The sequence below is a fragment of the Bacillus cereus group sp. BfR-BA-01356 genome (assembly GCF_022663635.1).
Classification (GTDB): domain Bacteria; phylum Bacillota; class Bacilli; order Bacillales; family Bacillaceae_G; genus Bacillus_A; species Bacillus_A cereus.
Window position 1 is genome coordinate 1 of record NZ_JAKUFX010000095.1, and the last position, 23158, is coordinate 23158.

Here is a 23158-nt window from a genome sequence, read left to right on the forward strand (position 1 = left end):
ATCTAGCTTAATATACATACTAACCACCTCAGAGTCAGTATGGAGAATCCAATTGAAAATGTACATATTTATTCAAGCGTTAATGTACATATTTAAGTTAGCATTTATAATTATACCGTGAACGATTTAAAACGAGATAATCAGGAAGACGATTTCGGTAAACATATTAAAGTACAATTTCTTTGGGATTGGGATCCAGCTAAAAGTCCTGTATACGAAACAACTCTTGCAGAATTAAAATCACAAAATCCGGAAGTCACGTCTCATAAAGTATTCCTTGCAAAATGGGCAGAGACGGGTGGATTAAAGGCGGGTAAGATGGATTGGTTCTGGATAAAGTTTATCTTCGAAGATAATAATATGGATCAGAATATGTTCCAGGGAGATAGTATTGCGATGAAAATGGAATTCCAAGCGAATCAAACAGAAGGACAAGAAAGATAATATTGCAAGACCCATATATAGAAAATCTAAGACTTCTAAGACCTAACATTTTAGAAGTCTTACTTTCATATTTCAAATCGGAGTAATATTTATGAAAAAAGAGTAAACTGTAATCATACCAGGTTTTTATCTGTTAAAAAAACTTTGCAGCAGAACCCAGCACTTTATCTTGGTTCTTATTTTCATTTACCTTAGGCTTTGTCTCATATAGATTGTTTAATACACGATTATACTCATTTCTTGTAATTTCTTTATTATACAACTGAATTAATAAATCTTTATGCTCTTTTGAAAAGGCCATTTTATCAAAAAACTTAGGATACATAGTACCATTCTCTCCGCTTCATGTTGGGTTTTATATGATAAACTAGAAGTAGAAAAACCCATCTCTATATAGAATAGGGCTGGGTTTTTCAGTTACTATTTTAGACGTCGTTGTATAGTATAAATATTGGCTGAGTATTAAATTATAACATAAAAGTTATACCCTTAGTTATTTTTCTAAGGGGGGTCAGGTACCGGCAAATGTGTGAACGTCCTGTCCGTGGGCTTTAGAATCGAATCGTGGAGATTGCATGTTTATATACAAGCTGTTGTTTCCCCTCATATTCTATTAAAATAGAAAAAGTATCATATCCTCTTATTATTCCTTTTATATGTAGTCCTTTTAACAGGATTAACGTGATATCCTTCTTCTTTTGAAACGCTTCTTGTAATAAGTGTTCCTGTGAAAATAGTATGTTCTTACCTCTATCCTTTTGAAATGATTGTAATTTCGTTTCCAATGAATTCTCCCCCTATTCTTCTCATACAGTTACTTTGTATGGTTCTAGTTCAGCTAACAGTTGTTTTACACCTTCTGGACTCAACGTCAGCTTTCCACCTACTAGTTTTACATTCCTTGAAGATATTTCTCCTGTGATAGGACAAGTACCATGAGGTGTATATTTTTTTAGAACAATCGCATCTTCTTCTACAAAAAATTCTAAAGCATCGCTTGTTTCCACCTGTAACGTTTTTCTTGTTTCTTTTGGTATTACAATTCGTCCCAAATTATCTACTTTTCGTACAATACCTGTTGCTTTCATAAGCATGCCCTCCTTTTTTTACAAATAGAATATTCCACATATCGCGTAATCGTTTACATTATTTTAAAACTATATATACTATAAAAAAGTTTATCTCAATCTGTAGAAATATTCTCCATGTCTTCTTACGTCCACTGTTGCAGACCTTCTATTCTCTTCATGCTCTCAATCACTTTTTCGTCACTCACTATATAATAAACCTCATTTCCTTTTCGCTCATAGGAAACGATCTTACACTGTTTTAACTTTATTAACTGCTGTGACATTGTAGATTGTGGAACACGTAGTAACTTCTGCAACTCGGATACATTTAATGGACCTTTCGAAATTAATTCTCGAACGATCATCAAACGCATAGGATGTCCAAGCATCCGCAATATATCTGCAGGTCTCTCGTAATACTCAATATCCATATAGAAAGCTTTTGGCATAATCTCTTCCCCTTTTTGGATGAACGTTTTTTATATCTTAATATCATCTATTTGTTCCGCCAATGTTTTATATATGCAAGGGCTTCATCTAAGTATCTATATTCTTATAACTATATTATTCCTCAAAATTCTCCCTATTTCCTCTTTGTATCTTACATTGCTTCCGATGTATTTTACTAAATAACTCATTTACTTCACTCTGTTTTATATTCTCTGGTATTTCTAATGCGCGTCCAAACGTTTTCCTCCAAGAAATTTTTAATACTTTAATTTGCTTCGTAGAGACCGAATTTTGAAGTTTTTCCTTGTTCTGCTGTTCCTTCAGATGCTCCAATTGCAATAGTCTCTTTTTCATACATAAATAATCCTTTGGAATATCTTCTCGCAGACTTAAATCATATAGTAAACTGTTAAAATAGTTCCGCTGTCTTAAGGTAGACTTTCTTCTCCGCATAGAGTGTTCCATCTGTTGCAATAGCTCTGTTAGCTCAACAGTAGAAAAATCCACTTCTATCCACTTCTGAAAAAAACGTGTTTTTTCTAGATAGACCATTACTTGCTCAACAAACGCATCCGTAATAAAAGATTTATCTTCCTCTACAACAACATAGTCCATATCCTGAAGAAGCGTACGAACAATTCCTCGAATATCAATGAGAAACCCCTGTTGTAAAGAGCGTTCTAAATCTGTAAATACCATTCTACCAACAATCCTTTCTTACAACCATGTTGTCTAATTAACATAAAAATTTCAGTACCTATTTTTTTAGTCTAAAAAACACATAATAAATATATAATAATAAATATAATGTAATAATATCAAAACCGGTATTGATAAAATAGTAAAATGACTATATGTTACTCCTATTTATTGTATACTAGGGTTTCTTTGTCCATCCCCTCGAGAAGGGGTAATAGCAAGAAAATTAGTAACAAAACCCTTATAAATAAAGGATTTTAAGTTCTTTTTAAAATAAACGTGTCAAAACGTATACAATGTAATTGACACGTTTCAAATAAGTATAAGTTGTATTTTTGAAATGAAAAACTCTAGATTTTTAGCAATGTCAAAAAGTATACTTTTTGACATTGGGTATAACATCTAAATAACATAGTCTTATTCCACCATTTCGGGGGTTTGGGCAAAAACACCCAATAATAAATATAAAGCCAAGAAAAAAGAAGGGAATTATGATGTACTCTAATTGTTAAGTAGATGAAAATTTCCTCTTTGGTAGAATTATTAAGCTTTGGTTAAAAATACAAATGAAATTGCTATTGGAAATAGATACACCTTTAATCAGATACAAAAAAGTACCTATAAAAGTAGGTACTTTTTTGTATTTGTCATATAGAAATTACACATTAATTCATACTTGAGCCATTTAAAAAAGAAAAGGTGATGGATATCAGACGGATGGATATTCTTACAATTAATAGTTATGTATAATTATATATACATTCCAAACATCTATATCTATTTTGATTTAATTGTTAGTCTAAAAATACAATAACATAATAGATATCAAAATACAGTTTGTATATTAAATATTTTTTATTGTTATAACTTTGAAATTTATAGCAATACCTTTCTTAACGCCCCTGAGGTTTTTTTGATTGCACTATATATATCATTTAAAATTACACTCTGTAGTATTAGATATCCATTAGGAAGAAATTCAGGGAAAGATCCACCTAAATCTGTTTCTATATATTTTGAATATTTTTCCAAAGTATGTGAGTTTAAATCATTATGTTGCATTGAATTACGATATACTTTTAATCGATCTAATGCATAGAATAAGTCAGGGTAATTTGTTTGAAATTCGTTGTAATAATATTTGTTAATTTGATTATTTGTTCCTACTCTTTCAATTACTTCAACCATCGAAGCATTAAGGTTTCTAGTAAAATCACTAAAATTCTTATTATTACTTGCTAACTTTAAGTTGGCAAAATTATGTTCATTAAGGAATTCTCCGTTATCTAACCAACCGATTCCGTAATAGTTCTCCATTTCGATGTCAAGGCTTTTCGCAGACTCTATAATGTTTTTGGTTATTTGTTTTAATTCAGTAGTGCTACTAATAAACTTTACATTGCCACTTGCATTACTTTGTTTAAATAGTTCTGAAGGAACATTATTTACTTTGAAAAATTTATGAGTTATACAACTGGAGTTATTTATTAAGGGTAAATTATATTTGGAAATTTTGTCGATATAACCTGAATTTTTATCAAAAATTACTTTAGCATATTCATAATTTATACTATGTTCTAATTCTAAATTTTTGTATTTTTGACTCAACATAATTATATCAAATACTCTGTTTTTAATGTAAGTCGTTGGATATTTAGAACCGTTAAATCGGATTTTTACATTTAATCTTCTTTTTAAATATCTTTCTAAATCTTTAATCCATTCGTCATTGATTTTATATGCTTCTATCATAGGGATATCAAAATAAATCTGATTGTAGTCATTGTTGAAAAAATTTGAATCTAAAATATCATGGATTTCTTCTTCTTCACTTAGATCAAAATTCTCATTTTCATTTATGTTATTTAAAAACAAATCAATTGTTTTATCTGCAAAAAATTTAATTCCTATTTCTTCTGCACTATATAGTTGAGATTCTAAATAGTCAATTTTTGTATTTTTATCATAAACAACTAATTTACATCTTCCGTCTGGACTTTCCATAACTACAATATACATTTTTATATATTCAGTTTCTTTATTAATTACTTTAACAATTTCAACTAATTCACCTTCATAATCCAGATTGTTTTCAGTAATATATTCTTTCAAAATCTGTTTGATATACCTTCCTTGTATACTATTATTATTGTGTTTATCCAAAATCGGTTCTAATGTGTTTAAGTTTAAAGATTTTGCACTTCTATTAGAAATGTGGTTTCTAGATTTGCTTATGTAACCAGAATAACCATCTACTATTATTGGTAATTCTACCCTTTGTAAAGATTCATACTTATTAGTACTTATGTACTTCCTTCCATCATCTGTGAGCTTGTTTAATTTAGCATCATACATATTATTTCGTTCTAAGTCATAAAACGCATTGTTAATTAATACTTCATCAATAGAAAGCAATTTCGATATCTGGTTTTTATTAAGTCCTAAATTAAGTAATTTAAGAGTGAAATCCATCACTACAGGTAACCCTTTTTGCAAAGTAGCTAAGCAAACTACAGATTTTTTGAATAATGGAAACCCTGCTGTTGTAATATTGATTATTTTATAGTCTGGATAATCTGATTTAGCTGCATCTCGTACTAATTTCATACTTGAGCCTCCTTAATAATACAATTAATTGGAGTACGTTTTATATATTGTATTACTTTAGCGAATCCTTCTTTTTGCTTAACATTACTGTTGAGAACACATTCTTTATTTCCTACGATATATAAACAGTTTTTCCCCCTTGACAAAGCTACATTTACTCTTCTTTGATCCCTTAAGAAGCCTAAATCATAATTCTCATTTGAACGTACTAAACTATATAATACTATGTCACACTCAGAACCTTGGAAGGCATCTATATTGTCAACTTGTATCTTTATGTTTGTCCATTTTGGATTTCCAGGCTCAATACTATTTATTAATAATTGTTTTTGGGCATTGTAACCAGAAATGATAGCGACACTAGCATTAATGTTTTTATCAGCATATATTTTATTTATTCTTTCAATTTCTTTTTTTATCACACGAACTTCTAAATTATTTCTGTAAGAACCTTTAAATTTTTCTTCTTTATTATCTAAGTTCATTGAAGTGTCAAGCCATAATACAACTTCATCAAAATCTAAGTCATGTTTTCTATTTTCAGCTTTTATTTTTGTATTTATATTATATGTTGGATAAAAACTTGTGTTAACTAAGTTTGAAATTACAGGATGCATGCGAAATTGTGCTGTCAAAGTCTTTTTTGCTTCTGATGTACAGGTTTCAAATATATCTTCAAATAGACTTTTTTCAAGTTTTTTAGTATTTATCTGTTTTTCTAACCCTTTATCGTGAACTAAATTTACTATCGGCGGTAGTTGTTTATGATCTCCAACTAATATTATTTTTTTACCGAGTAACATAGGTAGAATTAATTCTGGAGCAGTAGCTCGAGCGGCTTCATCAATAATTACCCAGTCATAAGTTAGGTTTCTTAGAGTATGGCGTGAAGCAATTCCTACGCAAGTTGCTGCTACTATTGACGCTTCTCTAGCAAAAATGTCATCAAATTCATCTAGCAGCTCTAATCTATTGGTCCAATCTCTAATAATATTGATTAATTCTACAGTTTTTTGCTCAAATAATCTTACATCTATTTCTTTTGGGTTAATATGTGGATTATTTAACAAGCGATGTTGCATAAATTTTCTTAAACTTTTATCTTTAGGTACTGATTCCTCAATATAGTCTATTGTATTGTTTATAGAATGTGTTTTTACTTCTCTAGCCCATTGTTTGAGTTGTTCAGTTGCTAATAAATTTGTAGCATCTTTCGAAATTTTTTCGCTAGTACCAATTCGTACAATTCTTTTATCAGATTGTGTTTCAAGTATATTTTTTAAAAGATGATCTACTGCTACATGAGAAGGTGAAGTAATTAAAACTTTGGAATCAAAATCCTCTAAAAAAATTTGATTTATTATTTCTGTTATAACTGTTGATTTACCAGTTCCTGGAGGTCCCTGGATTAAAAATATATCATTTGTTTTTAATGCATTTATTACTGCGGATTTATTTGCATCATCAATGTTATTATTTACAAATTTTAAATTCAAATCTAATTTCTTCATAGTAAGTTGTGCTGGGTCTATTAGAAAATCAAGTAGATTACGATTTACGGATTCATTATTTTTTAATGAGTACAATGCATTACTATACCGTTTATACATTTGATTACTCAAAGAAACATCAACTCGAGCCTCTCCACGATTACTTATTTCTTGAAGATCCACTTCTGAAAGTACAGCTACTTTCAATAAATTACCATCAATGTTTTTTAAAGGTCCAATTCTTATAAATTTATTTGTTTTAGTTTGAAGCTTTATATAATCACCATCTTGTAGCATTGAGGAATCAAAAGTTTCATCCATATTTATGGTTAGAAAATTATTTGAACTATCGTACTCATAGCTTTTATAATTACCAAAACGTTCTCTACTAAAATTAATTTGTTTTAATGTATTTAAAACTTCAACCCAATTTGAAATTAATTTATTTTTCTTTTCGGATTGAGCAATTTTATTCTTGAAGGATTCGAAACTTCTGTCAATCTCATTAATTAATTTGACTAATTCGGAGTTGTCCATTTTTGGTGGTGGTGATGGAATTATGTCGAGGTTTAATTTTACCTCAATCCCCTTATTTTTCTCTATCTCATTTTCATGATACATATCAATAGGAAATGCTCTAAATACTCTTAAGAAACCCTTACTTAAATCGGGTTTAATGTGATACTTAACACCGTTCCCAACTAAATAGTAATTTTGCTCTGTTTTATAGATACTAGCTTCTACTAAGCTTCTCTCAATATAATCTTTTACCGTTCTGAAATTTGCATTTGAAACTTTACCTATATCAAGAAGGTTCTTATTAATTATCTGAGGTATAAACAGTTTTATATTTCCATGCACAGTATTCAATTCAATTTCTTTTTTTATATCTTCAATAAAAGAGATTAAACTTTTATATCTTTTAGATTTCTCAAAACTAAGTGCATTTTGTAGTATATCTTTTACGGTCTCAGATACAGATAAGTTCCCAATTGATTCATATAAAACTTTTCTATCTTCGGGTGGTTCTTTTTCAGTCAATAAATAATAAAAAATAGCTCCTAGAGAATATATATCACTACTAAAATCAATTTGTTGTCCAAGTAAATGTTCGGGAGAAGCATATCTTTTTGTTATATATTCCTTTAATGTGTGTCCCGTTTTATAAGTATAAATGTCCATAATTTTACTTATACCAAAATCTATAACTTTAACTTCAAAGTTTGAGTTAACCAATATATTTGCTGGTTTTAAATCTCTATGTATTATCCTTTTATCATGAGCAGCTTGAACACCGTTTAAAATTTGAATCATTATTTCGAATTTATTTATATGAGAAAGTTGATTATTTTTAATTGTTTTTTCAAGAGTCTCACCTTCGAAGTATTCCATTATTATGTAGAAGTTATCACCCTCAATTCCAGAATCTTTATATTCAATGATATTTGAATGATTTATCATTGAGAGCGCTTTAGAATCTCTGTAAAAAATTTCGTGTAATTCATCGGCATTTAAATCACTGAATTTTTGATTTAAAATTTTTATAGTTAAGGGCCTTCTTCCTTTAATACTATATCCTTTATAAAGGTTACTTTGATTAGTAGAAGCTAGCTTTTTTTCTAAAGAATACTTATTCGCTAAACTTTGCAAAAAAAACACTCCTTATATAATATTTTATAAGTCTATAAATTCTTCTAACATTATGCATATTTTAGTACTATGGTATGGTCAAACAATAATGGATAGTGTTCTAATCAATATTAATCCATTAAAAAATATAAATCTATACATAAAATTGGAAAAGATAGATTGGTTATTAATAATATAATAGAGAACAAATAAAAAGAGTAATATTTTAGAAGGTTAAATTGTATTTAATATTAAAATTCGATCAAAACCTATAAAGATAAATAATTATCAAGAAAAAATAAGTCAAGAATTAGGTATTCCAACTTTTCATTTCCCCAAAGTAAAAGAAATTAAAATTTCAGAACAAGTTTTACAAAACATACAAAATGTTAAACTCATAAGAGCCAGTGATATCATGCGTTTTTCTATGGCATTACTGGTTTTTTTCGCTATAAAATGAAAAGAAAAAGATTGTCAGTTTAACAAAATGTAGTTATAGTTAAAGTAAGTTTTACATATTATAGGTAACAGCATCGAATTAGGAGGTCGTGTTTTATGGCGAAAGGAGGACGAAAACCTGGAGCAAAAGAGCCGATTCGTTCATTAGAAAAAATTGAACAAATGAAAGATTGGTTACTGCAAAATTCCTCATATCGAAATTACTTTTTATTTTACTTTGGAATTAATACAGGTTTACGTATCAGTGACATTTTACGATTACGTGTAAAAAATGTTCGTGGAAAAGATGTCATGAAAATTAAAATGGAAAAAACAGATACAACGGTAGAAGTGTATTTTAATTCAGTCTTACAACAAGAAATCGCGAAATACACAAGTAATCGTGCGGATTCTGATTGGCTTTTTCCAAGTCGTCAAGGAGATAAACCTATTACAAGACAAATGGCACATACTTTCTTGCATAAGGCGGCCGAGGCTTGCGGTATTGATTCAGAACAATGGGGAACACATAGTATGAGAAAAACGTTTGGATATCACTATTACCAAAGAAAGAAGGACGTCTACTATTTAATGAAACTATTTGGTCATGCGACACAAGGGCAAACGTTACAATATATAGGTGTAGAAGCCGATGAGATTCGAAAGACAATGGAAGACTTTACGTTGTAAGAACGAAAGGAGGATATTGTTTGTGGTGGATCATGTTATTAATTTTTTGCTAAATACTTTACCAAAGAAAAAATTCACTTGTGAGATGTGCCAATTTATTTTTCCGTTGCCACGAGGAGACGTAAGAGATTGTAAAAAGAAAAATGATGGTCCTTATTGTCCGAAATGTGGGAATAAGCATGGAGGACGGAAAGAGAAAAGTTATAAGACGGTATTTGTAAACTAAGTAATAAAGAATGGAGGGAGTACGGAAGAAGTGTGTCGAGCCTGAAGCATTAAAAGAATGTGGATCACCAACGGTATATTTTTGCGAACATGAGATGAAAAACAGTTGTTTGATTGCAATTCCATCATGGGATTGGAGTTTTTTAATGGATTATACGATTGATTTTAAAGATGAAAAGCCTATGTTGATGAAAGCATTGGAGAAGTGTGTTTCTTATCATCTTGTGAAGGATGTTGTAGATGTATTTTACGATTTTGCTCTTAGTGAAATTTAGGTAAAGCGTTATTTTTAAAATTGAAGGATTTTAAAAGGAAGTGAACAGATTTATGGGTGAAATCATATTATTGAGTTTTCTCATGTACATCTTGCTGACTTTTGCTACCTATACAACAATAAAAGATTTTTATTTAGAAAATGAAAAATCGGGATTACTTGTTGTTCTTTCTGTATTTTTATTACCTTTATCGATGGTAATCACTTATTTTGTGACAGAGCTATTTAATTCTATTTAAGACAAAATTGGATTTGAAGAGGCAATATATCTTATGAGACTAAGAGCATGAAAGAGGTGTAGAAATGAAATTTTTTAATAAAATATTTAAGCCTGTATCCAAACCGACATTTCCTATTGAAGATACTAAAAAATTATCAGAGAGCGAAATTAATTTTCTGATTGAAAAATTTGAAGGTATGGAAGACGCTTTAACATGGATGCTGAAAGAGAATGTAAGAATGCCTAGAGTAAGTAATGAACAATTAGAATTTCATAAATTGTTAACATCAAAACTTAACGATAAATTACTAAATAAAAGTGATTTTTCAAAAATAGAATTAGAAATACTTAATACCATTTTCAAAGAACAAGAAAAAAATGTACCAGTGTGTGAATTTGAATTGATATCGGAAATTGAAGGTAAAGAAAATAGGAATGAGATTGAATATGATTTGAAACAAAGGGGTTTTGAGTATGTTGAAAATATAGGATTTATTCGGATTTTAAATTCTTAATTATTCAACAATATAAAGGGGGAGTACAATGAAATTCAAAGGGATTATAAGTAGTTTTTTAACGGTAGGGCTGTTATTTACAGGATGTTCAGCGATTCAAAATTCAAATCCTGCAAAACAAACAAGTGGATCACAAGATATTGCACAAGTTATAGAATTTCCGTCAAATAAGTATCCAGAAACCGCGGCACATATTAAAGATGCGATTGCAAATGGTAAGACAGATATTTGTACAATTGATCGGGATGGAGCCGCTGAAAGGAGAAAACAGTCTTTAGCAAATATTCCAACGAAAAAAGGATATGATCGGGATGAATACCCTATGGCTATGTGTAGGGAAGGCGGTAAGGGGGCTGATATAAGGCATATAAAACCAGCTGATAATCGTGGTGCTGGTTCGTACATTGGGAATAAAGTGGAGAAATTACCGGACGGTGCAAAAGTGAAAATCGTTGTGAAGTAGTTAGTAGAGATTTTATTTGAAAGCGAAATTTTAAAGCGATATAGCGGAATTGAATATACATGTAATAATTTCATTTGTTTAAAAAGAGTCTTTTGTAGGCTCTTTTTTTATTAAAAAACACGACATAAAGAACGTTAGTTCGTGTATAATAAGAACAAACGTTCTTTTGGTTTTAGGGGGATTTTACATGTATGACTATTCCATTTTGCCAAATCGTATTGTGATGTGCGTTGATTTTAGGTCTTTTTATGCCTCGGTGAGTTGTATCAAAAGGGGATTAGACCCGAAATATACAAAGTTAGCCGTGGTTGGAGATGTAAAGCGGAGTGGTTCGGTTGTATTGGCAGCTACGCCACCTTTGAAGAAGTTAGGTGTTGGAAAACTAAGTAGATTATACGAGATTCCCAAAAGACCAGATATTATTATAGTGAATCCGCAGATGGAAACCTATATAAAATGCTCAAATTACATTACTAAGTTAGCGTTGCAATATGTAGCGCCAGAGGATTTACATACTTACTCTATAGATGTTCTGTTAGGCTAAAGTAAACCAAAGAAAATGGTTTACTTTTTTTTATTTATGGCTTAGAAATACTGAATTCTAATAGTGTACTAGAATAATTTTGGTACACTATTTATTCAAAAAAAATTAATTTTATTTGGAAACGTAATGTGGATACAGATATTGTTTTAGCTAAAACCATTATTGTAGGGAAAATTGGTGAATTCATATTAAAGGACAATTCTGCAAAGAGCTTCCACACGATAGAAACTGAATTATAAGTATAGGAACGCAATAATGCATCAAGGAATTATTAGGGAAATATAGACAATTCAATCTTACTTGACTGAACTTTATTCAGTCAAGTAAGATTGAATTAGGTTCAGTTATAAAAGATAGAACAGGATTTGGACTTCGAGGAGAATATCACAATTATTAGTGGAATTTTGGTATCAATAAAAAGATACCGATATTGGAGTAAAAATAAGGGGGGCTATTATGGATAATAATAAACAAAATCATCCATTTGATACGGCAACACAGTTGACTGGGGAATCCGGGATATATTACGGGTACACATCAGAATGCTATACCAATATGGTTGGACCATTCGGCGGTATTATTGCGGCCACTCTTCTTAGAGCTGTAATGGAGCATCCGGAACGAAAAGGTGAACCAGTATCTCTAACTATTAACTATACAGCGCCGGTTTTGGACGGCAATTTCAGCATCAAGGCAATACCGACTAGAACGAATCGATCCACACAACATTGGTATATTGAACTCTGTCAAGATAAAGGTATTATTATCACAGGTACTGCAGTTTTTGCAAGCCGGCGAGAAACATGGTCTTCTACAGAGAGGGCTTTTCCAAATGTACCATCCGCAAATGAAGTTAAGAGTTTTTCATCTGAAGGGATGCCACCTTGGGTATACAACTACGACATGAGGATTATACAAGGGACACTACTCGCCTTATCACAACCAAACCAAAAAAATACTTCCAATTCTGTCACACTCCAATGGATCCAGGATGAACCGCGAAGACCCATCGATTTCTTATCACTTACAGCCATGTGCGATGCGTTTTTTCCCCGTATTTACGTGCGGCGTAAACAAATGGTTCCTGTTGGCACTGTTTCACTTACTATTTATTTTCATGTCAATTCGGAAGCGCTTACTAAACACGGTGATAAAGAAGTTTTAGGCCATGCTCGTGCGCTTCAATTCTACAATGGCTTCTTCGACCAGACCGCAGAATTGTGGAGTCCTGAAGGTAAATTGCTAACTACAACCAGCCAGCTTGTCTATTACAAAGAGTAAAAAGTTGTAGTCTATACTTAAAATAAAAAGAAAAGCAGATTAAATCAATATTGTAGCTATGAGGTAGAACGATAAAAGGAACAAATACTCCTATACTTCAATCTTGCGCTTTCCTATAAAAATGGAACAGCGCTTATTTTTATTTGACGTATAGAATTTTTAATTTAAATCAATTTAAACTTGACTGAATCGAATTCAGTCGTGTATGATTGAACTCGATTCAGTCATGAGAAAACACTGTAGGAGATGAATTATGAAGAGAATATCAAAAGAACCTGACATTAGGCGCCAAGAGTTAATGGATATTGGTTTTGAACTTTATATAAAAAATGGTATAGGGGGCTTTAGCATAAAGGATGTCGTTAATCATGCTGGTGTAGCGACAGGCTTATTTTATTATTACTTTAAATCCAAAGAAAATTTTGTTGATGAACTTTTAAACGATTTCATCGCAAAAAATATAGAAATAATTGAACAAATCCTTACTTCAAATGAATTGTTCGTGATACGAAAAATGGAAAAATCCCTAGACATATTTTGGACATTTGTTGAAAAACTGGCCCCCTACAAAGATGCCAGTTCATTTCATACGGAACAACATTACCTGCTTGAGCAAAAATTATTTATGCAATTACGACCACTCATTGAACAAGTTATTGAGGATGGAGTAAAAATAGGAGTATTCCATACTGACAACTTATCTTTAACTTCTGGATTTATTTTATATGGTCTTAGTAGTATTGCCCATTCACAGATAGATCTAACTCTAAATACGAAAAAAGAGACGATTAATCTAATCTTAACCACACTAAAATACGATCAAAAAGAAGAAAAAATTTAAAAGAATATCATGGGAATTTTACATTCAGATATGTTTAAAAGAAATAATTAGGTTATATTCAATAAATTTACTAACAATAAGATTAAAAACAATCGTTGGAATACTAATTGATGAAGAGCAAAGGAGAATTAATATGAAAATTTATATTGAAGGAAAAAATATTTCACAAGAAGAACTTACAAAATGGAAAAACGAACGTATTAAGAAAGTTTTCAATACATTAGGTCATAAAGAACCTCAAATACATGATACAGATGACATGATAAAAGAGCTAACAGAACTAAAGTTAAGATATTCATACAATGAAATGTACGAAAAATTAAGATTTAAACTTAGATTGAGTGAGATGGGCATGCGTATTGGTACGGCTTTATCTGGTGATAGACGAAAATTTTCAAAAACAAGTATTTATTTAGATGGGATTACAGCAGAAGAAGCGATAAATGGAATTGATAGTTTTATGCTTGAACAGTCACGTGAGAATGATCAAGTGAATTTATCAGCTTGTCCTGATCACTATGTATTAAGACCTTTTGGAGAAAATGAATTAGAAGTTATAGAAACTACTGGTAATTCTCCGTTTCCAGTTCAATTCTTTATTGTTTTTGGGGATGAAACTAGATTGCAAACACCTAGAGATAAATCTTATCAATACCAATCAACAGGTGTAGCACGTATGAAAGATGGTACTATTATTGGTGGAGTTCGACATCAATTTAAAGATACTGATACTGGGATAGAAGTAAGTCTAGTTGTTGAATTCCCTGCACTTTGCCCTAACAGCCTTATTAAATCGCATCAAATGCATTTAGCATGTGAGTTTTCTTACTGGTTACAGTGGATAAAAAAACAAAAAAAATAATACAGTAAGAGCCTTCTGGAAATAAAAAAATATAAGCTTTTTGAAAATCGCTCTCTCTTGCATTTATTTTATTCCATCTGGCGACGGCTTCAATATTTTTACTGCCGTCGTTTTAATTTTTTTATTTTCCTTAAAAGCTATACTGCATTTAAATAGAATAAATTTTCTACTAATAAAACGGAGGTGAAATTCCATGTCTGTAATGCTTCTAGCTATATGTTTCGGAGCTATTTTTGCTGTACAAACAGCCATTAATGCTCAATTAAGAAAATTCGTAGTTTCCCCTTTTTTAGCTTCAATGATTTCATTTGCTGTGGGGACAATCTTTTTAACCATTACAATATTTATTAGTGGTTCACCCTTAGGTATTCCCATAGACTTATTTTTTAGCCAGCCTATCTTTATATGGTTGGGAGGGATTGGGGGAGCAATTGCTTTAACCGTTAATATTCTTTTGTTCCCTAAATTGGGTAGTGTACAAACATCAATAATGCCAATTTTGGGAATGACTTTGATGAGTATGTTAATAGATAACTACGGTTGGTTTAATTCCATACCGTATCCCTTTGGATGGAACCGAATTTTCGGTGTGTTACTAGTCTTAACAGGTGTCTTTTTATCTATACAAGACAAAAACAACGAGGAACAGTTTTCTAAAACAAATAAAAAAAACATGCTAAATCAATGGATTTGGCGATTGGTTGGTATAATGGCTGGAATGTTACTGGCTATACAAATTGCTATCAATGGTCAACTAGGAAAGGTTCTTCATTCCTCGTCACACGCAGCCCTTATTTCATTCTTTGTAGGTACTATTACATTAATCATCATTGTTGGAATAATAGACCGTTCTTATACAAATATTAAAGAACCTATTAAGCATTCAGCTCCTTGGTGGATCTGGATTGGAGGGATACTAGGTGGGTCTTATGTACTAATAAATGTATACCTCGTTGATCGGATTGGGAATGGACAGACTGTAATTCTTACTTTATTTGGTCAAATCATTGGTAGTTTGGTGGTAGGGCAATTTGGATTACTAAATTCTTTAAAAAATCAAGTCAAGCCGATACAAATTTTAGGTTTAAGTGTTATGATAGCGGGTGTTTTTTTTATCAGGGTATTTTAAATTATTCATCAACATATTTTTTGGAAATACCTCTATCCTATATAGGAATTTAAAAGCTAAATAGTAAGTATATTTGCTACGCATTTAACTACATTCATATAAAGCTTGTAGGAATCTAACAACCTACTCATAAAAAACGATTCTTTTAAAGAAGAATCGTTTTTTATATTATAGATAAGTTTTCTTAAGAGTTTTATTGTGTATCTATTATAACTATTGTTTTTTTATTTAAAATCCAAATAGTTTATTCGGGGAAAAAGAATATTGACAACTGAATCGATGAGCAATTTCTTGATATGACAAGTACATTGCATCTGTTTGCAAATAATCCGATTGAATTTGCGATGAAATTTAAGAGAGAAGTATATGAGAAGACGAGGATTGAGTGTGCTGTTGGTATTGGACCTAACCCGCTTATGGCCAAAGGTAGCTATGGATCGTGAAGCTAAGAGGAATGAAACGGGGATTGCGTATTGGAGGTATGAAGATGTGCCGGAGAAGATATGGCCAATACGTCCGTTAAATGAATTTTGGGGGATATCAACGAAAACTGAAGCGAAATTGAATAAGAAGGGGATTTATACAATTGGTGATTTAGCTCATTATCCCTTGAAGTATCTAAAGCAATCTTTCGGAATAATCGGAGAGGATATGCATTTGCATAGTCACGGAATTGACTTTAGTAAAATTGCAGAAAAACATGTGGCAGAATCAAAATCAATTGGTAAAAGTCAAATCTTAATGCGTGACTATTCAATTGAAGAAATACAAATTGTTTTATTAGAGCATATTGAAGAAGTGTGTTATCGATTAAGAGGAGAAAGGAAATTAGCACGAACTATGCAATTTTCTGTTAGTTATAGCGGGGCTTATAGTGGTGGGATTAGAAAAACCTGTACCTTTCCGCGTCCTACTTGTTTGACGATGGATATTTATAAAGTTTGCATGGGCTATTTACATAAATTGTATACAGGTGAGCCGATACGAAGTATATCGATATCTTTGACTAACTTAATTAAAGATGGAGAAGAACAACTTTCGTTGTTTGATAATGTAGAAAGAAGAGAAAAAGAAATGAAATTAGCATATGTTATGGATGATATTAGGTCGAAATTCGGTAAGAACAGCATATTAAGGGGAATATCCTATTGTAATGAAAGTACAGCTAGAGAAAGAAATATGTTGTTAGGGGGCCATAAAGCATGATGAATTCTCAAATGCTAAAAGGGAGAAAGATGGTAAAGTGGATGCCATTTGCTAGTTTACCGGAGCAGTTCCAGGGAATTCGTGAAATTATCCAGGAACAAAATAAAATATCAAAACCAATCCTGGATCAACAGCAATTAGAAGAAATAAGTTGGACTTTAAAGCAGTCTTTATGTAGGGGAGAAGAAATACATATAACTTATTATCGGAAAGGATATATATATCATGAAATGGTAACGGTAATAAAAATTAATCAATCTACAAAAGAAGTGGTTACTACTGACGCTTTTCGAAATCAATGTATATTTACTATTGATGAAATTGTGGATTGTTACGTTGTTAATTAAAACAAGGCGGTTAGAGAACCGTCTTGTTTTTTTGAGGATTTATTCGCATTAAACTTGAGAATTAAGTTTATCTATATATAAATTTATATAGTGCTCGTATAGAGAATTAAAATTCTTAAAAATTATTTCCTCGAATACTACCTGATAGTTTTCTAAATCTACTGTTACATTATCATCTGCATTGATGTAAAAATACGGTTCCAAATCCTTGTTTAAAGGGTAGCGAGAAAATGAAAAATCTATTGGAGGATTATTATTTTCAGTTGTTCTTTCTATTTTTTCGTTTAATTCGGTTATGTAGGTTGTTAAATTACTTAACATCTTAGAAAATGTTTCTTTATCCATTGAATTTAGTTCTTTCTCTAAATTATTTACATTTGTAAGTAACAGTTTTAAATTATGGCTGCTTTTAAATGTCTCCTCCTTATTTAATAAGAGATTTTGTGTCCAACAAATTGTTTTTAAATATAGCTCAATGCTATGGTTTGTATTAAAAAGGATAGGGAATATCAAATTATCTGCCTTACTGTCTATGTTATCTTTTAATACTGTTTTTATTAATAATAAAGCAGAATCTCTAAATCCTTCAGCAACAACGTTCATATTATGAATATGGGTGACAATGCTGACAGGGTCGTCGGAACAGTATGTTCTAAAATTTAAATAAGCGTTTTTATAAGTGTCTTTATTACGTGAAAATATTTGTTTCATCTTTTAGTAATCTCCTTCGCATTTTTGTTAAGTTATCTTATCTCTTTTATATACCATTTTAATTAAAAAAATCCTTGTTTTTTAACAAGGATTCCTTTTAGCTGTTATTTTAAAATCTGAAAGTACTTCTTATATTAAGTTGGAAAAGTGTAAAAAGACTCCCTTTAATTTTAAGAGAGTCTTTTTGCTATTTTTGTAAACCAAAAGAGAAAAGAAATGGCTACACATTATACTTCAGAAACTTCTTTTGCAGATTCCTCTTTGAAGAAATTGCATAAGGTAATATCTTGTTTAGATGCTATTTCTCTAAATAAATTAATGAAATTTGGAGTATCTTTTATATATTTTTGCATCAAGGGATAAAATTCACCAAATCTAAAGCCTATAAAGAACTCATTTAGTTCTTGTACAATTAAAGTATCAAGAGAGTTATTTTTCAAATAATACATTATTTTGTTAGCATTATTATTAGCATAAGAGTATCCACCATTTCTATTAAGAACGCCACTTTCAAATATCTTGTCACGAAGTATACTGAAAATCCCATGCTTTTTTAATACTATAGTTTGCTCATCATCTGGCAAGCCCCAGGATCCAAGATATCTACTGATTTTTTCAATGAATTCATTTATCTCTAAAGTGGGAATCTTATTATGTACTAATAATGTATGCACTAAATTCCAAAAATTATCACAGTATGGTCCTACTTTTTTAAACAACAAATCTGTCCAAAATAGTCTAATTAAGGATGTATCCTCTATAAATTCTACTAATTTATCAGGGAAGACACTAATGAACTCACAAAAAATATTATTGTCTAATTTCATAAATTCTAAGAAGCAACTATATAATTTTTTATCTGGTGTATAGGCGATACTTTTCCAAAATAAATATTGTTGTTTCTTCGGGTCATCATATAACTCTACATAGTCATCTAAGATTGTTTTTAGTAAAACTGGAATTTCATGAGATTTTACTACCAATGGTATTTGGTTAATTAGATGCATGAAGTCTGAATTTGGTTCTGTGTATTTCTTATCAAAATGTTTTTCTATTTTATTTAAAAGGGCATCTTTTCCACCATTCACAACAAATTTTGAAAGATTAGATTGTAGAAATAGCCAAAATGTTTCTACATGACTATGTTCAATTATTGTTTCTTTAGCATGAGCACATTCATTTCTTTTTTTTCTCCAATAGGGTATTTCCTCAATCAAGTCATTACTAATTAAAAAAACTTTACTTCTAGGTATTTCTTTAGAACCTGCTTTTTTCTTTTCTTTTTCTTGTATAGTTTTTAAAACAATATCTTCCCATATTTTATCATCTCGTAAATCATTTCTTACTTTTTCCCAATCATGCTCGTTAACTAAGCTGGGCTTATCGCTTTTTAATAATCTATCTCTTAATGCTTTCATAAAACCCAAATAAGACATTAAAAAAGATGCACGATATGCGCCGACGCGATAACACATTATAGACTCATCAAATAATATTAAAGATTCCTCTGAAATCTTTTGTTCATGAATCCAATTTTCGAAATGCAAATTCATAAAAATAACTCCTCATAATAAATTTCACGTACCATATGAGATTGATAAATTAAGTAACGCAATACGGTAAATTCTAACAAGTATTGTCTGAAATAAAAAGCCCTAATAACATTAATGGAGCGATAAAATATAAATCATTTATTCATAAGTAGAGGAATGTTTTAAAAAGACTAGTTGAACTATGTCATTTGAATAGTTGTGAAGGAATTTGTAGGGAGATCGCCAGGATCGCCAGCATTTTAGAAAAAACCCACGCTAAGCAAAAACATATAATAAGTTGTCCATATGGACAGCTTATTTACATAATTATCGTTAAGGGAAGTTAAAAGTATTAGTTTGAAACAAAGATGTACTGTTTCAATTCCTTTTTATTTCGCTCTTTATGTGATATATTTATCACGTAAAGAGCGAAATAAATCACAAAGGGGATCTTATATGAAAAACAAATTAGCTTACTTAGGGTTTATTGGTTTTTTAGGTTTTTTGGCACCTTTCTCATTTTTAAGTGAAAATTCGTTTTCGCCTCACTATTATTTCCTTTTCTTTTTCTTTTTTTTATACGCAAAAGTTATACCAGATGAGCTTTTTATACTGCATGTTCGTATGGCCGCTACAAGGGCATTTTTTGTAACACTAGTATTTGGTAGTATACTACTCTTAAGTGTTTCTATTTTTGAAAATGTACATGTAATTCGTTTATTTTTTGGACTTTCAATTTTAATACCGTTAGGAACTTTTCTAATTAATTTAGAAATATTTGAACATAGAGAAAAGAAAGGGATGCAGGATGACGCTGATTACTCGGATGAAAGAATATAGGGTAAAGTTAAATATGTCCCAAGGAGATTTAGCTAATAAAGTTGGAGTTAGAAGAGAAACAATTGGTAATCTCGAAAACGGAAAATATAACCCTTCATTAAAATTGGCTTACGATATTGCAAAAGTTTTAAAAGCACCTATTGAAGTGTTATTTTGGTTTGAAGACTAGTTTAATTTTAGTACGAGCGAATACAAGAGAAAAAATGATGAATGTTCTATTCATTTTCGGTTAACATAACGTCCTATTATCGGTACTGAAAAAGGATCTTCGACTGAAGATCCTTTTGTATTTATTATCTTCCAGAATCGCGCCCGATTCTGGAAGATAATAAAACGTTTATTTTTCTTTTAACATTGAATACTTTCGATAAACTTTATAGAAACTGCTACCCAAAAAAACAAACAGAAGTGCGGGAGACAACTTCACAAAGACAAATGGAGTTTCAAATAAAAATGCCTTCCAAAATAATGAATCTTTCATACTCCAAAGACCTTCATGATATAATCCCGAACCCTTGTAAAACATACAAGAATAAGCTAAACACAGCGTACCAAACCAAAATGAATAACCCATTAATCTTTTATAATAATTATCCTTTGATTGGCGATCCGAGAAGATTTCATTTTGATCATCATCTTCTTTTTGCCAATACCGTATTCCACTAAGCCAGGACCCCTTTATATAGTTCCAACCAAAATCCTTATATATCCCTTTGTATTGAACCAACTTTTTCTTAGGTAAATAATCTTGATAATCAAGTCGCATAACATATCTCTTGTCAGTTTTTTCGAAAGTGTATATTCCTAATCCACTAATATTTGTACAACGATAGCCTTTTTGTAATTGCTCGTTCAACCATTGCTCCTCTTTTTCAATATCAAAAAACATCTTAAATATCTTCATTGGATTCACTTCCTTCGTACAGGGATAAAATATGTAATAACCTGTTTTGTTCTATTTTCAAAATGGCGCTTCCTTCTGCAGTTATCATATAAACTTTTCTTCTTCCTAACTCTCCAACAGGTTCAATCCAACCATGCTTATTCAAGTTTTCAATCGCACCGTATAATGTACCAGCTGCTAAAATAACAGTACCGTTACTTATCTTTTCTATCTTCTGCATTACGGCATAGCCATGGAGTGGCTCACGCATAGCTAATAAAATATAATGCATGGTTTCAGACAACGGTAATAATTTATGTTTCATATCCTCACCCTTTATTCAGTTCGACTATATAGTTCAACTTAATAATAACATAATACAGTTCAACTGAATAGTCAGCAACATTTTCAAAATTAGTCAAAGGAACTTAAAGTAAATAGCTTGATAACAAGGAGAAAATCAATCTAAAAAGTTACTTTCCTTACGTAAGGGAAAGCGACTTTTTTGTAGTCTTATTCAATTAAATGGCCCTTTAGTTGAATGCATGTTCTATACAAATCTAGTTCACATAACGCACAATTATCGGTAGCAAGGAAAAAGGGGAATCCTTACTCTCATAAGGAATCCCTTTTTTATTTTCTATAAAGCTATTCATCTTTTTATACATTCCTATTATGGCGCGGTTTTAGGTTTCTCGTTTGTTACTGGATTAGCCGAAAAACTGTATAAAATCTTGTATACTCTTAGCGTGGTTTTTTTTCGAAATGCTGGCGATACTCCTATACATATCTCTTTATTTTTTGAAAATAAAGAAAAATAAATGGTAAAATAAAGGTAAATATAATAAACAAGGGGGAAATATCATGGGATATTATGTTATTGATCCAGAAACAAATGAAGAAATCCACGTATCTAAATGGAAAATAAAATATCCAGATCAAGACGCATCATGTGAAGTATGCAATACAGCTGTATATGTAAGAGCTGACGCTACTCCAAATAGACAAGATCATTTCGCGCATTACAAGCATTCTAATTGTCCTACTATAAAAGATGGACGTAAAAAGTATGAACACCTTCATCCTACAGAAAAAGATGAAGAAAATGCAAAGAAGATCAAAAGAGAAGTAGTTGCTAATTTATGGCCAATTTATCAAAAATGCAAAGAGATTATGAAAGGCAATCAAAAAGGAAATCAAGCATTTTTATATAAAAAAGAGTTTAAAGAAATGATAGAAAAAGCAGATGAAAGAAATATATGGGCTTATAAGGGATTAACAATAAAATATGTCCCCTATGTGCTATTAGTGAATTATGGGGTCTTTCCTAAAAAAGACCTTCGAAAGCGAAAAGTTCATTTTGTATTTGATTCTTTAATGAGTAACTACGATGATTTATGGATAAATTCAAAAGTGAAACAAAATATATGGCGTGTTTATCCAGATGAACAAAATTCGGTTGAAAGAGAGCAAATAGACTGGGATACTTCTGGATTAGAACCAGATTACTTTATAAATTTCATTACAGACATTCCAAACGAAATATTGGAAGGTAAAAAAGTCCTATCTTGATAGGGCTTTTTTATTTGTCGAAAAAATTCGAAAGAAAAAATAGGAAAACACTTGAATTTTTAACCTATATAGGTTAAATTTAAATTGAAAGACCAACTATGAAAAGTCAAGGGGACATTTTCAAAAAATATTGCTAGAGGATTTTGAAAATAAATCCACTGGATTCGATAGGAAGTGGCTAAACGTCTTCATAAAG

General features: G+C 30.7%; 25 protein-coding genes and 3 pseudogenes. 17 read left to right on the top strand and 11 right to left on the bottom strand.

What is annotated here, in order from left to right; genetic code table 11:
- Window positions 1-108: 108 nt before the first annotated feature.
- Window positions 109-444, top strand: a pseudogene (locus MR168_RS24080) (TasA family protein); the annotation flags it as partial.
- A gap of 133 nt (window positions 445-577) precedes the next feature.
- Here the strand turns inward: MR168_RS24080 and MR168_RS24085 are convergent.
- The 7 genes from MR168_RS24085 to MR168_RS24115 form a co-directional block, all read right to left on the bottom strand.
- Complete coding sequence (locus MR168_RS24085) at window positions 578-769, bottom strand: hypothetical protein (RefSeq protein WP_000283267.1); 192 nt, start codon at window positions 767-769, stop codon at window positions 578-580.
- Window positions 770-995: 226 nt separating this feature from the next.
- Complete coding sequence (gene hfq / locus MR168_RS24090) at window positions 996-1229, bottom strand: RNA chaperone Hfq (protein ID WP_000448532.1); 234 nt, start codon at window positions 1227-1229, stop codon at window positions 996-998.
- A gap of 21 nt (window positions 1230-1250) precedes the next feature.
- The gene (locus tag MR168_RS24095) at window positions 1251-1532 is read right to left on the bottom strand and encodes an AbrB/MazE/SpoVT family DNA-binding domain-containing protein (RefSeq protein WP_000648295.1); all 282 of its coding nucleotides are present in this window, start codon (window positions 1530-1532) and stop codon (window positions 1251-1253) included.
- A gap of 125 nt (window positions 1533-1657) precedes the next feature.
- On the bottom strand, window positions 1658-1963 hold the full coding sequence (locus MR168_RS24100; protein WP_242291550.1) for an ArsR/SmtB family transcription factor: 306 nt from the start codon (window positions 1961-1963) through the stop codon (window positions 1658-1660).
- Window positions 1964-2078: 115 nt separating this feature from the next.
- A complete protein-coding gene (locus MR168_RS24105) occupies window positions 2079-2663 on the bottom strand; it encodes a hypothetical protein (RefSeq protein WP_000232217.1) in 585 nt (194 codons plus the stop codon).
- Window positions 2664-3539: 876 nt separating this feature from the next.
- On the bottom strand, window positions 3540-5270 hold the full coding sequence (locus tag MR168_RS24110; protein WP_242291552.1) for a hypothetical protein: 1731 nt from the start codon (window positions 5268-5270) through the stop codon (window positions 3540-3542).
- Window positions 5267-8410: a serine/threonine-protein kinase gene (locus tag MR168_RS24115; RefSeq protein ID WP_016099469.1), complete on the bottom strand. Its 3144-nt coding sequence runs from the start codon at window positions 8408-8410 to the stop codon at window positions 5267-5269. The genes MR168_RS24110 and MR168_RS24115 overlap by 4 nt, the downstream gene beginning before the upstream one ends.
- Before the next feature lie 534 nt (window positions 8411-8944).
- Between MR168_RS24115 and MR168_RS24120 the strand changes: the two genes are divergently transcribed.
- The 13 genes and pseudogenes from MR168_RS24120 to MR168_RS24180 all read left to right on the top strand — a co-directional run bounded on the left by MR168_RS24120 (window position 8945) and on the right by MR168_RS24180 (window position 17424).
- Window positions 8945-9517, top strand: a complete 573-nt coding sequence (locus MR168_RS24120; protein ID WP_001051790.1) for a tyrosine-type recombinase/integrase — start codon at window positions 8945-8947, stop codon at window positions 9515-9517.
- 22 nt (window positions 9518-9539) lie between these two features.
- Entirely contained in the window at window positions 9540-9743 is a 204-nt protein-coding gene (locus MR168_RS24125) for a hypothetical protein (protein ID WP_000227546.1), read from the top strand.
- Between the two features lie 10 nt (window positions 9744-9753).
- Window positions 9754-10017 (top strand): YueH family protein, encoded by a 264-nt coding sequence (locus tag MR168_RS24130; RefSeq protein ID WP_000399328.1) that lies wholly within the window; start codon window positions 9754-9756, stop codon window positions 10015-10017.
- A gap of 40 nt (window positions 10018-10057) precedes the next feature.
- On the top strand, window positions 10058-10255 hold the full coding sequence (locus tag MR168_RS24135; RefSeq protein ID WP_003320386.1) for a hypothetical protein: 198 nt from the start codon (window positions 10058-10060) through the stop codon (window positions 10253-10255).
- Window positions 10256-10319: 64 nt separating this feature from the next.
- Complete coding sequence (locus MR168_RS24140; protein ID WP_000667934.1) at window positions 10320-10751, top strand: hypothetical protein; 432 nt, start codon at window positions 10320-10322, stop codon at window positions 10749-10751.
- Between the two features lie 28 nt (window positions 10752-10779).
- A complete protein-coding gene (locus MR168_RS24145; RefSeq protein ID WP_000669304.1) occupies window positions 10780-11214 on the top strand; it encodes a NucA/NucB deoxyribonuclease domain-containing protein in 435 nt (144 codons plus the stop codon).
- 187 nt (window positions 11215-11401) lie between these two features.
- Window positions 11402-11743 (top strand): annotated as a pseudogene (locus tag MR168_RS24150) (Y-family DNA polymerase); the annotation flags it as partial.
- A 471-nt stretch (window positions 11744-12214) separates the two neighbouring features.
- A complete protein-coding gene (locus tag MR168_RS24155; RefSeq protein WP_000369777.1) occupies window positions 12215-13039 on the top strand; it encodes an acyl-CoA thioesterase in 825 nt (274 codons plus the stop codon).
- 253 nt (window positions 13040-13292) lie between these two features.
- Window positions 13293-13880: a TetR/AcrR family transcriptional regulator gene (locus MR168_RS24160; protein WP_000822610.1), complete on the top strand. Its 588-nt coding sequence runs from the start codon at window positions 13293-13295 to the stop codon at window positions 13878-13880.
- Window positions 13881-14013: 133 nt separating this feature from the next.
- On the top strand, window positions 14014-14742 hold the full coding sequence (locus MR168_RS24165) for a hypothetical protein (RefSeq protein ID WP_021036265.1): 729 nt from the start codon (window positions 14014-14016) through the stop codon (window positions 14740-14742).
- Between the two features lie 193 nt (window positions 14743-14935).
- Entirely contained in the window at window positions 14936-15871 is a 936-nt protein-coding gene (locus MR168_RS24170) for a DMT family transporter (RefSeq protein WP_000115368.1), read from the top strand.
- A 275-nt stretch (window positions 15872-16146) separates the two neighbouring features.
- A pseudogene (locus MR168_RS24175) lies at window positions 16147-17077 on the top strand (DinB/UmuC family translesion DNA polymerase); the annotation flags it as partial.
- Complete coding sequence (locus MR168_RS24180; RefSeq protein ID WP_000982064.1) at window positions 17074-17424, top strand: YolD-like family protein; 351 nt, start codon at window positions 17074-17076, stop codon at window positions 17422-17424. The pseudogene MR168_RS24175 and the gene MR168_RS24180, both read left to right, overlap by 4 nt.
- 48 nt (window positions 17425-17472) lie before the next feature.
- On the opposite strand, the gene MR168_RS24185 is transcribed toward MR168_RS24180, so the two are convergent.
- The gene (locus MR168_RS24185; protein WP_000809393.1) at window positions 17473-18135 is read right to left on the bottom strand and encodes a hypothetical protein; all 663 of its coding nucleotides are present in this window, start codon (window positions 18133-18135) and stop codon (window positions 17473-17475) included.
- A 227-nt stretch (window positions 18136-18362) separates the two neighbouring features.
- On the bottom strand, window positions 18363-19688 hold the full coding sequence (locus MR168_RS24190) for a hypothetical protein (protein ID WP_001048631.1): 1326 nt from the start codon (window positions 19686-19688) through the stop codon (window positions 18363-18365).
- A gap of 435 nt (window positions 19689-20123) precedes the next feature.
- Here MR168_RS24190 and MR168_RS24195 point away from each other — a divergent pair, with 435 nt between their 5' ends.
- On the top strand, window positions 20124-20507 hold the full coding sequence (locus MR168_RS24195; RefSeq protein WP_000791540.1) for a DUF3796 domain-containing protein: 384 nt from the start codon (window positions 20124-20126) through the stop codon (window positions 20505-20507).
- Window positions 20476-20676 (top strand): helix-turn-helix transcriptional regulator, encoded by a 201-nt coding sequence (locus tag MR168_RS24200; protein WP_000172689.1) that lies wholly within the window; start codon window positions 20476-20478, stop codon window positions 20674-20676. Before MR168_RS24195 ends, MR168_RS24200 begins: the two co-directional genes overlap by 32 nt.
- A gap of 168 nt (window positions 20677-20844) precedes the next feature.
- On the opposite strand, the gene MR168_RS24205 is transcribed toward MR168_RS24200, so the two are convergent.
- Complete coding sequence (locus MR168_RS24205; protein ID WP_000688800.1) at window positions 20845-21411, bottom strand: DUF2812 domain-containing protein; 567 nt, start codon at window positions 21409-21411, stop codon at window positions 20845-20847.
- The gene (locus MR168_RS24210) at window positions 21398-21715 is read right to left on the bottom strand and encodes a PadR family transcriptional regulator (RefSeq protein ID WP_000681017.1); all 318 of its coding nucleotides are present in this window, start codon (window positions 21713-21715) and stop codon (window positions 21398-21400) included. The genes MR168_RS24205 and MR168_RS24210 overlap by 14 nt, the downstream gene beginning before the upstream one ends.
- A gap of 539 nt (window positions 21716-22254) precedes the next feature.
- Between MR168_RS24210 and MR168_RS24215 the strand changes: the two genes are divergently transcribed.
- A complete protein-coding gene (locus MR168_RS24215) occupies window positions 22255-22962 on the top strand; it encodes a competence protein CoiA family protein (RefSeq protein ID WP_000542724.1) in 708 nt (235 codons plus the stop codon).
- Window positions 22963-23158: the final 196 nt, after the last annotated feature.